Raw genomic sequence first — 18,211 nt, 5'->3', positions numbered from 1 at the left:
AGCTGCAGTCACTCCTCGCGATCTGGTCCGGCGCCTGCCCCACCTGTCACCGCAACATGCCCGACCCCGCACCAACATGACCAAGCACTACTAGTCACCACCCCGCACTCCGAGGGGCCGGGCCGCGCGACCACGCCGCCCGGCCCTTCGCCGTACGGCCGAACACCCCTCACCCCGCCAGCTCGAACCACACCCCCTTGGCGAACCGGCCGCCCCGGTCCGCCGTCACGCCCCACGAGTCCGCCGTGCCGGCCACCAGGAACAGGCCGCGCCCCCAGGAGTCGGCCTCGCCGTCCTGGTCGCGGGGTGCGGGGACGACCGGGTCCTCGTCGTACACGCTCACCCGCAGCCGGAGCGGGTCCACGTGGACGCGGATCATGGCCGCGCCCTTGGTGTGCAGGTGGACGTTGGTCACCAGCTCGGAGGTGCACAGCACGGCGGAGGCGACGGCGTCGTTGCGTCCGAGGGCGAGCAGCACGGCGCGTACGAAGTCCCGGCACACCTTGACCGCGACGGCGTCCGCGTCGGTGAAGAGGCTGTAGGCGTGGGTGAGCTGGAGTTCCCGGTGCGCGGGATTGCGCTGGTCCATGAACGGGCGTCCCTCCGTACGGAGTGAGTGGTCCGCGTGCCTGCGATGGCATTGCCCGGCCGATCAGGACCACCGGGTGCGCTTTCGTCTTACGGGTGCGGGAGTGGAAGGCGACCTCACTGAGTGACCGTCGCCATACTCACGGTAGACGGTAAGGGTTACATTGTTCAACCGGATCGCGAGATTCAATGGACCAACTCCTCTGACCAGGGCAGACTTTGACGGAACGTCGGAGGAGACACCCTTGGGACTGCGGACCACCATCAGCGAGCGGCAGCGCAGACTCGGCTTCGAACTCAAGCGACTTCGCGAGTCGGCCGGTTTGAGCGCTGCGGATGCCGCAGCACGGATCGGCATGGGCCGCGCCCAGCTCAGCCAGATCGAGACGGCGAAGACCTCGATCCTCACGGATCGACTGCTCGCACTGTGCGAGACGTACGGGTGCACTAATAAGCCCTATGTGGATGCGCTGGTCGCACTCTCGGAGTCCACGGGGAAGGGCTGGTGGAGCGCGTACAAGAACCGCATCGGGCCCGGTGCACTGGACCTGGCGGAGCTTGAGTCCACGGCCACCGTGCTGCACTGCCACGAGTCTCTGTTCGTGCCCGGTCTCCTCCAGACCGAGGAGTACACCCGCGCGATCCTCGGCAGCGCCACACCCGCGCACGGCTCCGTCGACGACGCCGTCGGCTTCCGGATGGACCGGCAGCGCATCCTCACGTCCGATGCGCCGCCCACCGTGCACGCGGTGATGCACGAGGCTGCCCTGCACATGCGATTCGGCGGCTCACGCGTCATGCGCGCCCAGTTGCTCCACCTCATCGAACTGGCCCAACTGCCGCACGTGACCGTCCAGGTCTTCCCGTTCGAAGCGGGCGTCTATGCCGCCTACACGGGCAACTTCCTGCATGCGGCACCGGCCGTGCGGGCTCTCGGCACGGTCCTGCTGGAGCACCCCATCGCCTCGCTGCATCTCTCGGAGCCTCGCCACCTTGCCGAGTACGAAACGCTGTTCGATGCTCTGACTGAGCATGCGCTCGCTCCGATCGACGCACAGGCCGCACCGGCGTCCCACGAGGCCAAGGACTCGCTGGCCTTGATCCAGCACCTGCTCTACACCGTCTAGGAAGCAGAGAATGCCCACTCTCCACTGGCAGAAGTCCTCGTTCAGCGGGGGCGCCGAAGGCAACTGCCTGAACATAGCCACCGCCCCCGACGGCACCCTCCGCCTCCGGGAGAGCGACGATCCCTCGACCGTGCTCACCGCGACCCCCCGCCAGCTCGCCGCGCTGCTGCGGCACCTCGCCCCCGGCGGCCGGGACCGCCGCTGACGCGGCCCGCAACGGCGAGGGGGCCGGGCGGAAACGTGTCCGCCAGGCCCCCTCGGCCGCCCCCTCAACCACTCCCCCTCACACGTCCCGCCGTACGAACAACCGCCGCGCCAGCAGCGCCGTCGCCGCGCCCCAGGCGACCAGGAGCAGCAGCCCGTGCGGGGCGCTCAGCGCGTCCGGGAACGTCAGCCGGTCGCCCAGCACGCTCTGCTGCGCCCCGTCCGGCAGGAAGCGGCCCAGCTCGGGCAGCTGGCCCAGGACCATCAGCTGGCCGACCGTCCCCCACAGCAGCAGACCCACCACCGCCGCGAGCTGGTTGCGTACGACGAAGCCGACCGCCGCGCCGAACGGCCCGGCCAGCGTGCACACCGCCAGCACCGCGAGCACCCGCCACGCGCTCTCGCCGTCCAAGACCAGTGACGCGCCCCGCGCGCCGAGCGCCGCCGCCCCCACGGCCAGGGCACCCAGTACCGCCACCACCCCGAAGAGCAGCCCGGACACCGTGGCCACCAGCAGTTTCGCGCCGACCACGGCGCCGCGGCCGGGTGCGTGGAGCACACTGCGGCCGATCGCACCCGACCGGAACTCGGACGTCACCAGGAGTGCGCCGAAGAGCGTGGCGAACAGGGTCGCCGACCCGGCGAGGGTGACCACCCGGTGCGAGGTCTCCGCCACGGCCGCGGCGAGCTGCGTCTCGCCGTAGACCGCGCCGACCTGCCCCAGCGCACCGAGCGCCAGGGCCACCAGCAGCAGGACGGGCAGGGCGGCCCCGGAACGTGCCTTGAGCAGTTCGGCCCGTATCTGGTCGCGTGTGGGCGTCGGGTTACGCATGGGTCGTCACCTCCTTGCGGAGCCCCTCGCGGAGCCCCTCGCGGAGCCCTGGGCGGGGCGCGTCCTCGACGAGGCCGAAGTACGCCTCCTCCAGACGGCCGCCGCCGCGCCGGACCAGCTCCTGGAGCGGGCCGCTGAACAGGACCGTGCGGCGCAGCACGACGACGTCGTCCACGCTCTGTTCGACCTCCGAGAGCATGTGGCTGGCGATGAGCACGGTGGTGCCGCGCGCCGCGGCCTGCTCGACCAGCCGGCGCATCCAGCGGATGCCGTCCGGGTCGAGGCCGTTCAACGGCTCGTCCAGCACGAGCAGTTCGGGTTCGGGAAGCAGCGCCACCGCGAGCGCGAGGCGCTGGCGCATACCGGTGGAGCAGTCCCGCACCCGCTTGCGGCCGGCGCCCTCCAGACCCACCTGTGCCAGCACCTCGTCGACACGGGTGCCGGGCAGGCCGAGCGAGCGGGCGGTGATCTCCAGCTGGCGGCGCACCCGCATGCGCGGCGGGAAGCCGATCGCGTCCATCACGACGCCGATCCGGCGGGCGTGCCCGGAACCCGCGCCCGGTGCGTCGCCCAGAACGCGGACGGTGCCCTCGTCGGGGCGCGCCAGCCCGAGCAGAATGCGCAGCAGGGTGCTCTTGCCCGCCCCGTTGGGGCCCAGGAGCCCGGTCACCCGGCCGGGCCGCAGGGTGAAGCCGACGTCGTGCAGCGCCTGGTGGCCGCCGAACTTCTTGCCGATGCCTTCGAAGGCCACCGGCCTGGGGGCGCCCGGCCCCGGGGAGCCGCCCCCGGAGGTCCGCCCCGGGGGGCCGCCCCCACCGGTCCGTTCCGTGCTTCCGCTCAAGAGTCCTCTCCCTGCCTGGTCGCCGCCCGGCGGGGTTCCGTCCGCCCCCGCCGGTGCTCCTCAGCCAAGCAGTCGCGCTGCCGCCCCTGAAGCGGCTCGGGCGGCAGGTTCCTGCCCTGACCTGGCAGGATCCTGTGTCGCGCGCCCGGCGGTGCCCGCTGCCGCACGGCAGGCCGCGAAGATCTCCTCCAGGTCGGCGACGGCCGCCCGCACCCCCTGCGTGAGCAGCACGCCCGACGGGTTGAGCATGACCTCGTCGACCCCTGCCCGGGAGTAGTCCGCCAGCCGCAGCGCGATCTCCTCGGGCGTCCCGGCGACGACGACGCCGGAGTCCAGCAGCGCGTCGGCGGTCCCGGCCGGATCGTGCGGATCGACGCGGACACCGGCCCTGTGCAGCATGTCCCGGTAGTGCGGCGCCCGCAGGTGCTCCCGGGCCGCGGCGATGGCGAGCCGGCGCGGGTCTCGGCCGGGGCGGACCACCACGACGTGCACGGCGGTCGCGATCCGCGGCGGGTCCGGGCGCAGCCGTGCCCCCTCCTCCAGAGCGGGCCGCAGCACCCCGGCGACGTACGACGGCGGGGTCATCCAGGTGATCGCCACGTCGGCCGCCCCGCCCGCCGTGCGCGCCATGCCGGGCCTCAGCACACCGGCCCCCAGCTCGACCCGGGGGTGGTCCAACGGCATGAGGGAACCGCTGAGCCGGTGGTACGGGCCGTCCTGCTCGACCCGCTCCCCGTCGAGCAGGGCGCGTACGGAGGTGAGGTAGTCGCGGACGGCCGTGCGCGGGCTGGCGTACGGGCTGCCGGTGAGCCCGGCCACGAAGTCCGGGTTGCCGATGCCGAATCCGGCGACGACCGGCCGGTCCGTGAGCAGGGCCAGCGACCTGGCCTGCACGGCGGCCTCGTACGGGTGGCGCAGCGGCAGCAGGGTCACGCTGGTGCCGACGGGGACGGTGTGCCCCATGCCGGCGAGGTGGGCGGCGACCTGGTGGGTCTCGGCCTTGAACGACTGGCACAGCCAGAGCCTGCGCGCGCGGGTGCGCTGCACCAGCGCGGCGAAGGGGGCGACGAGTTGGGGGTGGTCGGGCTGGAGAGGGTAGAGGACGGCCGGTCCGTGCAGGTCGTGGTCGGCGGGCCCGGGGGCATCCGGGGCGTCGGGTGCTTCGGGTGCTTCGGGTGCTTCGGGTGCTTCGGGTGCTTCGGGTGCTTCGGGTGCTTCGGGTGCTTCGGGTGCTTCGGCGAAAGGGTCGGTGGCGGGGGTGTGGTTCATCGGTGGTTCTCCGGCTGCTCGTCGGGGGTGGCGACCGGGGGGTTGTCCGGGGCGCGGGTGGTGACCGGGGACTCGACCACGTCGAGAGTGGCGGCCAGGGGCACGACCACGTCGAGAGTGACGGCCGGGGACTCGACCGTGTCGAGGGTGGCGATCAGGAAGGCGTTCGGGTCGAGGAAGTGCCGTGCCGCTTCCGCGACCTGCTCGGCCGTCACTTCGCGGAGGGTGTCCCGGTAGCCGTCCAGCCAGTCCAGCGGGAGCCCCGCCGCCAGGAAGCCCGCGAGTGCGCTCGCCTCCTCGCTGCGGGTGGCCAGCGCGAACCGGGTGAACCCGCACGCGTAGGCCCGCGCCCGCTCGACCTCCCGGGGGTCGGGCCCGTTCCCGGCCAGCTCCCGCAGAGCGCCGACGACCTCCTCGGCGGTCCGGTCCGCCGTGCCGGGTGCTCCGGCGGACTCGATCTCCAGCCAGCTGCCCGCCCGGTTCTCCCGTACGGAGGCGGACACCGCGTACGCGAGGCCGTGCCGGTCGCGCACCCTGCGGGCGAGCAGCGACGACGCGTACCCGCCGAGCATCAGCTCCGCGAGGTGCAGCGGGGCGTGGCCCGGTTCGGCGGCCGGCACCGCGGGGCCCGCCGCGAGGACGAGCGCCTGCGCGGCGGTGCCGTCTGCGGGGGCCTGTGCGATCCGGCCGGGGCGCGGGGTGCTGCGGGCGAACGGCGGCAGCACCAGCCCCGAGGGGCCGCCCGTCCAGCCGCCGAGCAGCCCCTCGACGAGCGCGGTCACCCGGTCCGGTTCCTCCGCCGACATGACCAGCAGCACCGCACCGTGCGGCACCACCGCCCGGCCGTGCAGCGCGTACAGCTCCTCGGTGCGCACCGGCTCGGTGCGCTCGACGGCCGGGGTGTGGTGCGGGTGGCCGGCGCCGAAGGCGTGCTCCAGGAGCGCCCGGCGCAGCCGCGGCCGGTCGCCGCCCGCGTCCCGTACCGCCGCCGACCGCCCCGCGGCGTGGGCGAGTTCGGACTCCGGGTAGACCGGTCTCAGCAGCAGGTCGGCGAGGAGTTCGAGGGCGCCGGGCAGCCCTTCGGCGAGTACGCCCGTCGCGACGATCAGGGACTCGGCGGTGACGACGGTGCTCAGCTCCGCGCCCAGATCGGCGGCCCGGTCGGCGACCTCCTGCCGGGCCCGGTCACCGACGGCGGCCGTCAGCAGGTCGGCGAGCAGCTGCTGCACGGCGGCGGTGCGGGGGTCGGTGCGCGCGTACGGCAGGACGAGGCGCAGCTCGGCGAGGGGCGCGCCGGGCGTCCGTACGGCCACGACCCGCAGGCCGTTGCCGAGCACGGTGTCGGCGGTCTTCCTGGTCACCCTGGTCACCGGGGCGTTCCTCCGAGTTCGGTCTGCGAGCGGGGTCCCGCGAGCAGCGCGCGGGCCGCCCGTACGAGGTCCTGCGGGGCGAGGGCGCGCAGCTCGCCGGGGAGGGCGTCCGTGCCGCCGGAGCCCGGGAAGAGCAGTGCGGTACGGGCGTGGCCGACGGCGCGGGCGGTGAGCGAGTCGGCACCGCGGTGGCAGGCCACGAGCAGCGCGTTCAGCGCCCTGCGGTGCTCCTCCCGCGGTACGCCGTGCTCCGCGACCTCGGCCAGCGCGTCCAGCCACGCCTGGACCGCGTCGTCCGGGGACGCCCCGGCGGCCCGGCGCAGCAGCACCAGCGTCAGGTCCGGGGCCGCGGAGCCGAGCCACTGCCCGTACAGGCCGCAGCTGACCCGGGCGGCGGTGAGGCGCGGGTCCGCGCGCAGCGCACGGGCGGCCCGGCCCCGGCCGAGCACCTCGGCGAGGAGCACCTGTGCCAGGTAGCCGGGGCGGTCGGCGCGCGGGTCGGGCAGGGCGTGCCCGACGGCGACGGCAGCGACGGTGGCGGGCACCGGCGGCGTACGGACGACGGTGCCGGCGGCGGGCCGTACGGGGGCGGGGAGGGGCGCGGTGGTGGCGGAGGCAGGGGTGGGGAGGGACGCGGTGGTGGCGGAGGCAGGGGCGAGGAGGGGCGCGGTGGTGGCGGACGTCCGGGCGGCGGTGCTCCCGGCGCATTCCGGTTCGGCCTGCGGAAGCTCCGCGAAGAGCTCGCCGACCAGCGCCGACACCTCGGCGGGGTCCACGTCGCCGACCACCGAGAGCGCCGTCCGGTCCGCCCGGTAGTGGCGGCGGAAGAAGGCGCGTGCGTCGGCGGCCGTCGCCCCGGCCAGTTCGGCCGGGGTGCCGTAGCTGTCCCTGCTGCCCGGGTACAGGGCGGCGAGGGCGGTGTCCCAGAGGCGGCCGGTGGCGGGGGCGCCGCGGATCTCCTCGGCGATCACCCCGGTCTCCGTGCGCAGGACCGTGGCGGGCGGGTCGAAGGTCAGCAGCCGCCGCGCCTCCCACGCCAGTACCTCGGGGAGCATCTCCGCGGGGACGGTGGTGTGGAAGACGGTGTGGTCGCGGTGCGTCTCGGCGTTGCAGACACCGCCGACGCCCGCGATCCGGGCGGCGTGGCTTTCTCCCGTACCGACGGTACCGACCGTATTGGCGGTACCGGCCGTACCCGTCGTGCCCGCGGCCTCCGCCGCGCGCGGGAACATCAGGTGCTCGACCAGGTGGGCCGTGCCGTGCAGGCCCGCCGGGTCGTCGTCGCTGCCCGCGGCGACGGCCAGCGCGACCGAGACGAGCCCCCGGCCCCCGTCGCGCAGGGGCTCGGTCGACAGCCGCAGCCCCTGCGGGAACCGGCGGGAGAGGAGGCTCCCGGTCATGCCAGCGGCCGGAAGACGGAGACGCACATCTTGCGGCTGTCGCCGCCGTCGAAGGGCTGCTCGCGCCAGCCGGAGTACCGGCCCACCAGCTCCAGCCGGGCGATGGCGGCCAGCAGGTCCAGCTCGCTCGGCCACAGGTAGCGCATCACGGTGGTCGCGGACCGCGGGACGCCGCCGTCGAGGAAGAGGGTGTTCTGCAGCATCATGTTCTGCGACGCGGGCAGCACCCCCACCGACTCGATCATGGTGCCGCGGTCGCCGAGCGGATAGGTGGTCAGCTCGTTGCGCTTCTGCACGTGGTAGTCGCTGGGGTCGAACGTCTCGACGACCACATGGCCGTCGGCCGCCACGTTCCGGGCCAGCGCGTGCATCATCGCGATCTGCTCGTCGACCGCCATCGCACAGCACAGCACGTTGAACGGGGCGAGTACGACGTCGAAGGTGCGGCCCAGGTCCAGGGTGGTGAGGTCGCCGTGGACGGGGGTGATCCGGCCCTGCGGGTCCTTCTGCGCGAGCCGCGCCAGCATCCTCTCCGAGGTCTCCACCCCGTGCACCTCGAAGCCCTGGTCGGCGAGCGGGATCGCCACCCGGCCGGTGCCGACCCCGAGTTCGAGGACGCTGGCGCCGGGCTCGGTCAGGGTGAGGAGGTAGGTGCCGATGTCCTCCAGGTCCGGGGTGCTGGGGTAGATGTCGTCGTACACCTCGGCGAGGGCGTCGCTGTACGCCTCGGTGACGGCGGCCCCGAAACCGCCCGCGAACGCTTCGGCGGCTTCGGTGGCTTCGGCCGTGTCGGCGGTGTCGGTCGCGGTCGGCGTTTCCAGCAGGGTCTCGGTCATCTCAGTTGCCCTCCGTGGCGGAAGCGGATACGGGTGCGGGTGCGGAGCCGGGCGAGGAGCCGGAGCCGGGCGCGGGCCCCGGTGCCGGGATGTTGTTCTCGGGGCGCAGCGGGTCGATGCCGGCCGCCCTGAACTCCCGTACGACACGGGCCTCCAGCGCGTCCGGACCGGTCTCGCCGGACAGCGCGTGGTCGATCAGTGCCGTGGCCAGGGCGAAGCTGCGGTGCTGGCCGAAACTCATGGAGCCCTGGCCGGGGCGCGGGTCGCGCGGGTCCCACGCCGCCGCGACCCCCGGTGCGAGCCGCTCGGTGAACAGCGAGGTGTCCGCGCCCGCGACGGCGGTCCCGGCGTTCCCGGTCAGCGAGCGCACCGCCTCGACCACCGCCCGCTCGGCCCGCTCGTGCTCGCCGTGCAGATAGACCACCAGGCCGTCCCGGCGCGGGAAGTCGTCCGGGTCGGACAGCACCTTGGCGTGGTAGAGCGCCTCGGCGCGCTCCAGGGCGTCGAGCGCCGCCGTCCAGAGCGCCACCGCGCCGTCCGCGTCCACGGCGTGCAGGAAGAGCCTGCGCACCGGTCCGGCCGGACCGGGCAGCGCGCGCGAGCCCATCACGTAGAAGAAGCCGGGCGAGAGGGCCGGACGGGCCGACTCCAGCGCGACCTCCACCACGTCGCCGGGGACCGGGGCGCCCTCGGTGAGCAGCCGGTCGGCGGGAATCCTGGCGGTGATGTCCGGCAGCCGTACGACGAGCTGGTCGCCGTCGGGCCGGTGCAGCACCTCCACCAGACGGGCCCGGAAGGGGGTCCTGGTGTGCGGGACCCCGGCCGCGAGGCGGGCCTCCAGGTGCGGGTCGCGCAGCTCGCGGCGGGGGGCGGTGTCGCCCTGCTCGTCGCGCTGCGCGCCCCGCCCCGCGTGGAACTCCTCGTACAGCGCGTTGGTGAGGCGTCCGCGCAGGTCACGGGCGTTCTCCGCGGTGAGTTCGCGCCCGGAGACGTTGGCGGCGGTGCCGTCCCTCGTCACCGTGACGCGGCTAAGGGCGGCCAGCAGCCGCGGTGCGATCCGCGGCACGGCGGACGTGGCGGTTCCGGTGTGGGGGCCGGCGTCGGCGACGGTCATCGGGGGCTCCCGGAAGGCAGGTCGAGGCGGAGCGTGGAGACGGCTCCGGCGGGGTTGAGGAGCAGGGTGCGGCCGATTCCCGCGGCGGCCCTGGCGACCGGGCTGAGGGTGGCGTGCGCCTGCGCGGTGGCGATCAGCCGGTCGTACAGGTGCCAGCCCGCGAAGCCAACGGCCCGCTCCGGCAGCTCCGCGTCCGGGGTGCGCAGTTCGAGGTACCCCTGCCAGAAGGCGGCGATCTTCGGCAGGTGGCGGCGCAGCCCGGCCGCACCGCGCGCGACGATCTCGGCGTGGTCCAGGTCGAAGCCGGGGGCCGGGGCGTCCTTGTCGCCGGTGGGCGCGAAGACGGTGTACGTGGCCTGGAACAGCCACTCGCCGACGAAGGCGCCGACGTCGCGGGCCGGGTCGGCGATCCGGAACTCCTCCCAGTCGCACAGGTAGAGCTGCCCGCCGTGCTGGATGAACTGGTCGAAGCGCAGGTCGCAGTGGGCGGGGGTGTGCGGCGCCGCCCGCTCCCTGCTGCGCAGCAGCCGCAGCGCGGCCACCGCCTGCGCGTCGTCCTGGACCAGCTTCCAGGCGGCGATCTGCGCCATGCTGCGGTCCTGGAGCTGGCTCCAGGGGAACGCCTCCAGCCAGGACAGCGGCGGCAGCGGGGCCTCGCCCGAGTCGAGCCCGACGCCGTGCGGGTCGAGTCCGTGCAGCGTCGCGACGGCCCGGCCCGCCTGCCGGCACAGCTCCTCGTCGAAGTGGCCGTCCAGCGCCACTTCGGCACCCGAACGGGCACCGGGCAGCAGCCGGTAGGCGCTGACCGCGTTCGCGACGTCGCTGCCCAGGTGCTCGGGGAAACGGAGCGGGGAGCCGGCCGGGAGCTGCCCGGCGAGCTGCTCGAAGGCGAGCGTGCGGGCCAGTTCGGGGCTGTCGCCGTCGGCCGTGCGGGCGACGGTCTTCACGAAGACGCGGGTGCCGCTGGACGTCGTACCGGCCCAGTTGTCGTTGCGTCCGCCGAAGCCGGTGAGCCCCTCGGGGAGGAGCGGGCCGAGGCCGAGGCGGTCGAGCAGCTCGTTCACCTCGGGCGCGGTGTCGAGACCGGTCGGCCGGTACCGCACGAGGGCCGGCTTCTGGACGTGCTTGGCGGACGGGCCGGGCTCCGGGGCCTCCGGGGCCTCCGGGGTCTCCGGGGCCTCTGGGGCCTCTGGGGCCTCTGGGGCCTCTGGGGCAATGCTGGTCATGGCGCTTCCTGTTCTCCCTGATCGCCCCGGGGGACCGCCCGGCGGCCCTCCTCGTCGATCAACTCGGCCGTGAAGGCGATGTAGTCGAGCAGTTCGTCGTGCCACCCCTGGAAGGTGGCGAAGTCCTGCATGTGCGTGACGATCCGCAGGACGGCGGCCCGCCCGACCCGCACCGGGTCGGGCCCCGGGCCGTACGCGGCGAGCGGCACCCGCAGCAGCTCCGTGCAGTCGTACGCGGGGGCCGCCCAGGTGAGTTCGGCAAGCTCGCCCAGCAGCCAGCCCAGGTCGAGCTCCGGCCGCCCGGCGGCCAGGTCCTCCCCGGTCAGCAGCGCCGTCCGGCCCCGGCTCAGGGGCGGTATCAGGGCGCCGGCCGAGGCCCAGCCGTGCACGAGCCCGTACGGGGGCGAGGGGCTCGCGGGACTCTCCCCGGTGTCCGGCCCCACCAGGTCGTCGGCCCAGCCGAGCAGCAGCTCGCACCGCGCCGCACCCCAGGAGGCCAGCGTCCGGCGCCGCAGCTCGCCGTCCCCGTACGCCCAGGCGCGCATCCGGCGCACCCCCGGCGGCACCCCGAGCGACGCGTCCCCGGGGGGCGTGACGCGGTGCAGCTCGCGCAGGGCCCGGCCCGCCGAGGCCAGCGCGTGGGCGGCCAACTGCCGTGCGCCGGGCCGGAAGTCGCGCAGCCAGGCCGCGACGGACAGCGCTCCGGCGGTCCGGTGCAGCAGCCCGTCCCCGATCCGCTCGGGCGTGACCAGCAGTGCGGCGCCGCTCTCCGGCGGGAGGTGCGGCACGAGGTGAGCGGCCGGGGCGGCGAGCGGTGCCGGACGGCCGCTGCCGGGCCGCTGCCACCACAGGAAGCCGTCCCCGTCGGGGGCCCGCAGCACCCGGGTGACCTGGAGGCCCGTGACGTACTCGGCGACGGGTTCGCGGGTGTCCAGCGCCTCCGGTTCAGCGGGCGGAGCGGCCGTCATGGGCGCCCCTCCTTCCGGTGGGCGACGCACAGTTCGTACAGCTCGCTGAGCGGGGCGGATCCGCCGTCCTCCGACTCGCCCGTACTCGCGCTGACCGCCTCGACGGTCGGGGCGACGACGACACCGGGCCTGGCTCGCAGCACGTCCAAGTGGCCTTGTGCCACAGGGGACTTGTGGGCTCCGGGCGGCAGCGAAGGGGCGACGCCGACGAGGGCCCGGGTGGACTGGAGGGCGAGCAGCAGCGGTGTGTCGGGCAGGCCGAGCGCGTACCGGCTGACGAAGTTCAGGGTGGCCGGGTGGACGAGGACGAGGTCGGGCCAGGCGGCCAGTTCGACGTGCGGCACGGCGGTGCCCGCACCGGCGGTGGGCGGCTGGTGCCAGTCGTCGACGAAGACCTCACGGCCGGACAGCACGGAGACGGCCTCGGCCGACACGAAGCGATGGGCGGACCGTGTCAGCGCGACCCGCAGGTCCAGGTCCGGGAAGGAGTTCTTCAGCCAGTTGACCCAGAAGGGCAGGAACGCCACTCCGAGCGCCCCGGTTCCCACGACGAGTACACGGCGGAATCCGGAATCCGGGGTTTCCATGACGCCTCCTCTCAGGACGGGCGGGGGATGCGGAAGAAGTGCGGCAAGGGGAACGGGAAGGGGTGCGACGGGCCCGGTGGTGGCCCGCCGGGGCCGGCCGACGGCATGGCGCCGTGACGTCGGCCGGCCCCGTGGCTCAGGGCGTGATCAGCACTTCTTCTCGACGGTCTTGGCCGCGAGGGAACCGAGCGCGGCGGCGCACTGCTGCGAGGAACGCGCGGTGATGATCGTGGCGCGGATCGCCCACGGAATCGTCGGCGAGAACGCCGGACCGGCCTGCTGACCGTCCGACAGACCCAGCTCCTCGGCCGAGGTGTAAGCGGTGTAACCGTCGAACAGGTCCTGCTCGTTGAGCTTCTGCATGATCAGATCTCTCTTCCGGTGAAGGTGCGGTGCGGGAGGGTGGGGAGGTGCGCCGTGGCGCGGGTGGAGCGGCGGAGTGCGCCGGTCAGCACTTCTTCTCGACGGTCTTGGCCGCGAGGGAGCCCAGCGCGGCGGCGCACTGCTGCGAGGAACGCGCGGTGATGATCGTGGCGCGGATCGCCCACGGAATCGTCGGCGAGAACGCCGGACCGGCCTGCTGACCGTCCGACAGACCCAGCTCCTCGGCCGAGGTGTAGGCGGTGTAACCGTCGAACAGGTCCTGCTCGTTGAGCTTCTGCACGATGAAATCCTTCGATGGGAATCCCGGCGAATAACTTCCGGTTCCGCCGATTGCGGCCGGTGTTCGCTGGGAACGAGTGAATGGTGGCCCGGCCGCCCCGCCCCGCACCATTGGCAATTTCGGCAATGCCGCCACCGTCAGATCCGATTCCGGCATTGCCGGTACGGCATTGCCGCGACCGTCATGTCCTCGTGCGGCATTGCCGTTTCGGCACTGCCGCACCCACGCGCGGTACGGTGCGCACGCGCGGATCCGCACCCGGGCGCGGCCCCTCTTCCCGGCAGCACCGGCCCGTGCCCCGCATTGCCGCAAGTGACAATTTCGCTCCCGCGCGAAGCGCACTAGAAATGCGGGTGTGAACACATCCGACGCAGAACAGCCCCCGGCCGAGCGGCCCGCGCTGCGCGCGCTGCTCTCCTATGCGCGACCGCACCGCGGAATTCTCTCGGTGGTGCTCCTGCTGACCCTGTTGGGCAGCGCCGCCGGCCTCGCCCAGCCACTGGTCATCCAGTCCGTTCTCACCAAGCTGATGACCGACAGCAGCCTGGCGGAGGAGATCGCGCTGCTGGTCGGTCTGCTGCTGCTGTCCATCGGTCTGATGTGGGGCCAGTCCTGGCTGAGCGAGCGCACCGCCGAGCGCGTGGTGCTGCACGTCAGGAAGGGCCTGATAGCCCGGCTGATCCGGCTCCGTACCGCCGAGCTGGACCGCACCGAGCCCGGCGGGCTGACCACCCGGGTCACCTCGGACAGCACCCTGGTGCAGCACGCGGCGACCGGCGGTCTCATCCAGCTCGTCGACGGCTCGATCCACCTCCTGGCGACGATCGTGCTGATGGGCGTCGTCAGCCTGCCGCTGCTGGGCATCACCTCGGCCGTCCTGGTCGTGGTCGGCGTCGCGATGGGCGTGATCATGCCGAGGATCCGCCGGGTCACCACGAAGGCCCAGGAGTCCGTCGGCGACATCGGCGCCAGCCTGGACCGCTCGCTGGGCGCGGCCCGGACCGTCAAGGCCAACGGCGGCGAGGCCAAGGAGACCGGGCGGGCCACCGCCGCCGCCGAGCGCGCCTACCGCACCGGACTGCTCGGCGCCCGCTACCAGGCGATGATCGCGGTGCTGTCCGGGCTGATCGTCCAGGCGTCGTTCCTCGCGGTGATCGGGTTCGGCGGGGCGCTGGTCGCCACCGGCGCGCTCGACCTGGCGGCCCTCATCGGCTTCCTGCTCTACCTGTTCAACCTCGGCGGGCCGGTGCTCTCCCTGGTCAGCGGAACGACCGCGCTCCAGCAGGGGCTCGGCGCCCTCGCCCGGATCGAGGAGGTGCGGCACATGGAGATCGAGGACGACGTCGACACCGTGCCGGCCGCGCTGCCCGCCGGGCCGCCGCCGCGGATCACCGTGCGGGACGTGGAGTTCGCCTACCAGGGCCGTACGCCCACCCTCAACGGCGCCAGCTTCACCGCCGAGGCGGGGAAGATCACCGCCATCGTCGGCTCGTCCGGCGCCGGCAAGACCACCGTGTTCTCGCTGCTCCAGCGCTTCTACGAGCCCGACGGCGGCAGCATCCACCTCGACTCCACGGACATCAGCACCCTCACCCGGGCCGACCTGCGGCGACGTATCGCCTATGTCGAGCAGGACTCCCCGATGCTCGCGGGCACCCTGCGCGAGAACCTCCTCTACTCGGCCCCCGGCGCCACCGACGCGGAGATCGCCGACGTGCTGCGCAGGACCCTGCTCGACGACTTCGTCGCGGGCCTGGCCGACGGACTGGACACCGAGGTCGGTTCGCGCGGGCTGGCCCTGTCCGGCGGCGAACGCCAACGCCTCGCCATCGCACGGGCGTTGCTCCGCAAGCCGCAGGTGCTGCTCCTCGACGAGGTCACCGCGCACCTCGACGGCATCAGCGAGGTCGCCCTGCGCCGCACTGTCGAGCAGGCCGCCAAGGACTGCACCGTCCTGCTGATCGCGCACCGGCTGTCCACCGTGGCGGGCGCCGACCGGCTGATCCTCTTCGCGGACGGACAGGTCCGCGACCACGGCCGCCACCAGGAACTCCTGGAGCGCAACGACCGCTACCGCGAACTGGCCGAGACCCAACTGGCCGCCGCATGATCGGCCTTGTCCGCCGATACTGATCGACCGGCCGCTCTCCCCCGGGAGCCCGGCCGGGACCCCCCGCCGGACGCCGCGGCTCCGTACGCGGCGCCCGGCGACCGACCACCCGCGACCCTCATAACCCCCGTAACCCCCCGAACGCCGGTCCTGACCAGACCCGCCGTTCCGACCGCCCCGAAGGACACCCCCCATGAACGACACCGCCAAGCGCCCCGCGGACCACGAGGGCGACGACACGGCCGACGACCGGGCGGCCCGCACCGGGGCCGGGACGGCCGGCCCCGCCGGCACCGGGGACGACGAGCCCGGCACCCCGCCCGGCCCCACCGTGGACACCCTCTTCGGTGAGATTGCCGTCCGGCTGGAGGACCAGGACCGGCTGACCGTCGAGGGCGACGGCATCCCCACCGTGGTCCTGGAGCGCGACCCCGAGTCCGAGAGCGACCCGCTCATCGCGATCGGCACCCGCGACCCGGCCGCCCTGACCATGACCGTCGACGGCACCGACGCCGTGATCACCCCGGCCAAGGGCAAGTTCCGCAGGCAGACCTACCGCATCGACGTCGTCCACGACGGGGCGCACTACCGGCTGGAGCCCGACTCCGTACCGAGCAGCAGGCTCACCCGCGACGGCGTCCACCTCGGCGACTTCTCCTCCGACGGCGACGAGACGGTCATCGCGGAGTGGCGCGAGGACGCCGAGGTGCGGCCCGCCGACGCGTCCGTGGGCTACGCCCTCGCCTCCGCCTTCGGCACCGGCGGCCAGCCCCTGTGGATGATGCTCGTCGACGCGGTCACCTCCGCGCTGCCGTAGCAGCCGGACCCACGGAAAAGGGCCGCGCGAAAAGCAAGGCGAAGAGCACGGCGAAGAGCAGGGCGAAGAGCAGGGCGAAAGCACGGCGAAAAGCACGGCGAAAAGGCCCCCACCGGTTCCGTACCGGTGGGGGCCTCTTCGTGCACATCACACGTCAAGCAGCCGAACTGTGCACACCTGCTTGGCACTTGATGTCGTCCGTGTAGAGATGGGAGACGATCGCGGCCTCGAATCGCGACTTCAGTTCCAGCTTTCGGACGATGCTGGAAGTGTGCGCACGCACGGTGCGCTCCGCGATCCCGAGGCGACGGGCCAGCCAGCGGTTCTGCTCCCCCGAAGCAAGCAGCAGGAGCACCTCCACCTCCCGGCCCGTAAGAGTGGAGAAATCCAACGCGTGTCTCTCGGTCACAGTCCTCAAAGCAGCCTCCCCCAACGACGGTTTCTGATCCATTCGGATGCGTTCACTCCTCGCCGACCCCTCTTTACACGTGCATTACTGTTTCCTTTCAGTGCGACCGAACGTTCCATGGGGGGAAGCCGTGAACGGAGCCAGTCTTTTCACACTCGGACTCGACGCGACGGAAGAGCAGCTCTACCGCCACTTCCTGCGCAATCCGCACACGCTGTGCGACGACGTCCATCTCCTGCTGCACGTTCCCCGGGACACGGTGCGCGAGGCCCACGGCCGGCTGGCCGAGCTCGGCCTGCTGCGCCGTACGGAGGTCACCGGCACCCTGTCCGCCGCCGACCCCGAGGAGGCGGTCGAGCGGCTCACCCATCTGCGGCTGCACGACCTGCACGAGCAGCTGCAGCTGGTCACCCGGTCCCGGGCGCTGGTCGCCGAGCTCCGCGCGGAGCAGGACGTCAGGTCCCGCCCGCCGCAGAGCGTGGAGCGGATGGAGGTCCTCTCCCAGATCCGCACCCGCATCGACGACCTGGCCTTCTTCGCCCGGGAGGAGATCCTCTCGGTGGAGCCCTACGCGGCACTCACCGCGGAGAACATCGAACACTCCCGCCCCCTGGACACCCGTTGCCTGGTCCGCGGCGTCCGGATCCGCAGCGTCATCCTCAAGGAGTCGCTGACCCATCCGCCGACCGCCGCCTACCTGCGCGAACTCGCCGACCAGGGCGCCGAGATCAGGGTCGCGGACAGCCTCTCCGAGCGGATCCTGGTCTACGACCGCAGGACCGCGCTCGTTCCGGTGGACCCGGCGGACACCTCGCGCGGCGCGCTGGTCACCCAGCAGGCCGGTCTGGTCTCCAACGCGCTGGCCCTCTTCGAGAAGATCTGGTCCGACGCCACCGAACTGCCCCCGTCCGGCGAACCGGACACCGCCCCGCAGCACCTGCTCTCCGAGCTGGAACAGCGGGTGCTGGAGCAGATGTGCCGCGTCGGCAAGGACGAGACGGGCGCCAGGAACCTCGACATCTCCGTACGCACCTACCGCCGGCACATCGCCGAGCTGCTGCGCGTCCTGAACGCCACCTGCCGCGCCCACGCCGCCCTGCTCGCCCGCGAACGGGGCTGGATCTAGCACCGGCATCGGCACCAGCGCCCGAGGTCCGGGGACCAGACCGGTCCTCCCGGTCCGGCGCCGGTTCCCGGGGCGCTTGGCGCTAGCGCCGGTTCCCGGGGCGGGAGTCCTTCGGGGCATCCTCGCCCCGCCCCGCCGGGGCACCCTCGCCCCACCCCGCCAGGGCGCTGTCGCCCAGGGCCCGCACCAGCCAGCCGCGGGCCGCACCCTCCGGCACGCCGTCCGCGGTCCGGATCCACATCCGGATCCAGCCCTCCCCGACCTGCTCGGTGCAGGTCCAGCCGGGCGGAAGTCCCGCCACCAGCCGGATGACCGCCGTCTCGGCGGCCCCCGCCGCGCCGCCGGTTCGCACCACCAGCGCTTCGTACGACGTCTCCTCGCTCACCGGCCCGTCACTGCCAGCCGTTGACGCCGCACTTCGGGCCCGCGATGGCGTCCTTCAGGGCCGGCGGCAGCTTCTGCACGAGATGGCCGACGGCCTCGCGCACCGGCTTCGGCAGCGGCTTCACGCAGCCCACCACCGGCGGGGTGTCGCTCTGCGCGGCCGTGGCCGGCGCCGCGGCGGCCTGCGGGTCCGCGGCCGGGGCGGTGGCCGCCGGGGCGGACCGCGGGGCGGGCGCCGCCGCCTCCGCGGGCGCCGCGAGGGCGACGAGGGCCAGCGCGGGGAGCAGGGCCGTGGTGACCTTGGTGACACACTTGTTGATCTTCATCGCTGCCTCCGAA

21 protein-coding genes are annotated in these 18,211 nt (G+C 73.5%); 5 read left to right on the top strand and 16 right to left on the bottom strand.

The features are described from left to right. Positions 1-169 precede the first annotated feature (169 nt). Entirely contained in the window at positions 170-589 is a 420-nt protein-coding gene (locus ACFYVL_RS32925; protein ID WP_389251413.1) for an ATP-binding protein, read from the bottom strand. Between the two features lie 244 nt (positions 590-833). On the opposite strand from ACFYVL_RS32925, the gene ACFYVL_RS32920 reads away from it, so the two are divergent. Both ACFYVL_RS32920 and ACFYVL_RS32915 read left to right on the top strand, forming a co-directional pair. Continuing rightward, positions 834-1,715 (top strand): helix-turn-helix domain-containing protein, encoded by an 882-nt coding sequence (locus ACFYVL_RS32920; protein ID WP_389251410.1) that lies wholly within the window; start codon positions 834-836, stop codon positions 1,713-1,715. A gap of 10 nt (positions 1,716-1,725) precedes the next feature. Further along, positions 1,726-1,920, top strand: a complete 195-nt coding sequence (locus ACFYVL_RS32915; protein ID WP_389251408.1) for a DUF397 domain-containing protein — start codon at positions 1,726-1,728, stop codon at positions 1,918-1,920. A gap of 78 nt (positions 1,921-1,998) precedes the next feature. On the opposite strand, the gene ACFYVL_RS32910 is transcribed toward ACFYVL_RS32915, so the two are convergent. From ACFYVL_RS32910 to lxmA (ACFYVL_RS32855), 12 genes are all read right to left on the bottom strand, one after another. Continuing rightward, positions 1,999-2,751: an ABC transporter permease gene (locus ACFYVL_RS32910; protein ID WP_389251406.1), complete on the bottom strand. Its 753-nt coding sequence runs from the start codon at positions 2,749-2,751 to the stop codon at positions 1,999-2,001. After that, entirely contained in the window at positions 2,744-3,592 is an 849-nt protein-coding gene (locus ACFYVL_RS32905) for an ABC transporter ATP-binding protein (RefSeq protein ID WP_389251404.1), read from the bottom strand. The genes ACFYVL_RS32910 and ACFYVL_RS32905 overlap by 8 nt, the downstream gene beginning before the upstream one ends. Before the next feature lie 60 nt (positions 3,593-3,652). After that, complete coding sequence (gene lxmJ / locus ACFYVL_RS32900; RefSeq protein ID WP_389251433.1) at positions 3,653-4,711, bottom strand: F420-dependent peptide dehydroalanine reductase LxmJ; 1,059 nt, start codon at positions 4,709-4,711, stop codon at positions 3,653-3,655. A 146-nt stretch (positions 4,712-4,857) separates the two neighbouring features. Then, complete coding sequence (locus ACFYVL_RS32895; RefSeq protein ID WP_389251402.1) at positions 4,858-6,231, bottom strand: M16 family metallopeptidase; 1,374 nt, start codon at positions 6,229-6,231, stop codon at positions 4,858-4,860. Continuing rightward, a complete protein-coding gene (locus tag ACFYVL_RS32890) occupies positions 6,228-7,631 on the bottom strand; it encodes a M16 family metallopeptidase (protein WP_389251400.1) in 1,404 nt (467 codons plus the stop codon). The genes ACFYVL_RS32895 and ACFYVL_RS32890 overlap by 4 nt, the downstream gene beginning before the upstream one ends. Beyond that, positions 7,628-8,467 (bottom strand): class I SAM-dependent methyltransferase, encoded by an 840-nt coding sequence (locus ACFYVL_RS32885; protein ID WP_389251399.1) that lies wholly within the window; start codon positions 8,465-8,467, stop codon positions 7,628-7,630. Before ACFYVL_RS32885 ends, ACFYVL_RS32890 begins: the two co-directional genes overlap by 4 nt. Before the next feature lies 1 nt (position 8,468). Continuing rightward, positions 8,469-9,581, bottom strand: a complete 1,113-nt coding sequence (locus tag ACFYVL_RS32880) for a T3SS effector HopA1 family protein (protein WP_389251397.1) — start codon at positions 9,579-9,581, stop codon at positions 8,469-8,471. Then, the gene (lxmK, locus tag ACFYVL_RS32875) at positions 9,578-10,807 is read right to left on the bottom strand and encodes a class V lanthionine synthetase subunit LxmK (RefSeq protein WP_389251395.1); all 1,230 of its coding nucleotides are present in this window, start codon (positions 10,805-10,807) and stop codon (positions 9,578-9,580) included. Before lxmK ends, ACFYVL_RS32880 begins: the two co-directional genes overlap by 4 nt. Further along, positions 10,804-11,775 carry a hypothetical protein gene (locus ACFYVL_RS32870; RefSeq protein ID WP_389251393.1) on the bottom strand — a complete coding sequence of 324 codons (972 nt, stop codon included), beginning with the start codon at positions 11,773-11,775 and terminating at the stop codon, positions 10,804-10,806. The genes lxmK and ACFYVL_RS32870 overlap by 4 nt, the downstream gene beginning before the upstream one ends. Continuing rightward, positions 11,772-12,362, bottom strand: a complete 591-nt coding sequence (locus tag ACFYVL_RS32865; RefSeq protein WP_389251391.1) for a flavoprotein — start codon at positions 12,360-12,362, stop codon at positions 11,772-11,774. Before ACFYVL_RS32865 ends, ACFYVL_RS32870 begins: the two co-directional genes overlap by 4 nt. A gap of 147 nt (positions 12,363-12,509) precedes the next feature. Beyond that, positions 12,510-12,725: a lexapeptide family class V lantibiotic gene (gene lxmA, locus ACFYVL_RS32860; protein ID WP_389251389.1), complete on the bottom strand. Its 216-nt coding sequence runs from the start codon at positions 12,723-12,725 to the stop codon at positions 12,510-12,512. Positions 12,726-12,810: 85 nt separating this feature from the next. Further along, positions 12,811-13,026, bottom strand: coding sequence for a lexapeptide family class V lantibiotic (gene lxmA, locus ACFYVL_RS32855; protein ID WP_389251389.1), 216 nt, complete (start codon positions 13,024-13,026; stop codon positions 12,811-12,813). A 355-nt stretch (positions 13,027-13,381) separates the two neighbouring features. Between lxmA (ACFYVL_RS32855) and ACFYVL_RS32850 the strand changes: the two genes are divergently transcribed. Together ACFYVL_RS32850 and ACFYVL_RS32845 are read left to right on the top strand one after the other, a co-directional pair. Then, positions 13,382-15,136, top strand: a complete 1,755-nt coding sequence (locus ACFYVL_RS32850) for an ABC transporter ATP-binding protein (RefSeq protein ID WP_389251387.1) — start codon at positions 13,382-13,384, stop codon at positions 15,134-15,136. A gap of 193 nt (positions 15,137-15,329) precedes the next feature. Further along, positions 15,330-15,953 carry a hypothetical protein gene (locus ACFYVL_RS32845; RefSeq protein ID WP_389251385.1) on the top strand — a complete coding sequence of 208 codons (624 nt, stop codon included), beginning with the start codon at positions 15,330-15,332 and terminating at the stop codon, positions 15,951-15,953. 154 nt (positions 15,954-16,107) lie between these two features. Here ACFYVL_RS32845 and ACFYVL_RS32840 read toward each other — a convergent pair whose 3' ends face one another. Continuing rightward, positions 16,108-16,404, bottom strand: coding sequence for a helix-turn-helix transcriptional regulator (locus ACFYVL_RS32840; RefSeq protein ID WP_389251383.1), 297 nt, complete (start codon positions 16,402-16,404; stop codon positions 16,108-16,110). Positions 16,405-16,492: 88 nt separating this feature from the next. On the opposite strand from ACFYVL_RS32840, the gene ACFYVL_RS32835 reads away from it, so the two are divergent. Next, the gene (locus tag ACFYVL_RS32835) at positions 16,493-17,488 is read left to right on the top strand and encodes a helix-turn-helix transcriptional regulator (RefSeq protein WP_389251381.1); all 996 of its coding nucleotides are present in this window, start codon (positions 16,493-16,495) and stop codon (positions 17,486-17,488) included. A gap of 82 nt (positions 17,489-17,570) precedes the next feature. On the opposite strand, the gene ACFYVL_RS32830 is transcribed toward ACFYVL_RS32835, so the two are convergent. Beyond that, complete coding sequence (locus ACFYVL_RS32830; RefSeq protein WP_389251379.1) at positions 17,571-17,873, bottom strand: hypothetical protein; 303 nt, start codon at positions 17,871-17,873, stop codon at positions 17,571-17,573. Positions 17,874-17,880: 7 nt separating this feature from the next. Beyond that, positions 17,881-18,198 carry a hypothetical protein gene (locus ACFYVL_RS32825; RefSeq protein WP_389251377.1) on the bottom strand — a complete coding sequence of 106 codons (318 nt, stop codon included), beginning with the start codon at positions 18,196-18,198 and terminating at the stop codon, positions 17,881-17,883. Positions 18,199-18,211: the final 13 nt, after the last annotated feature.

Source organism: Streptomyces sp. NPDC004111, from assembly GCF_042874215.1.
Classification (GTDB): domain Bacteria; phylum Actinomycetota; class Actinomycetes; order Streptomycetales; family Streptomycetaceae; genus Streptomyces.
The sequence above is the reverse complement of the archived record's forward strand: the minus strand, read 5'-3'. Positions and strand labels throughout refer to the sequence as shown.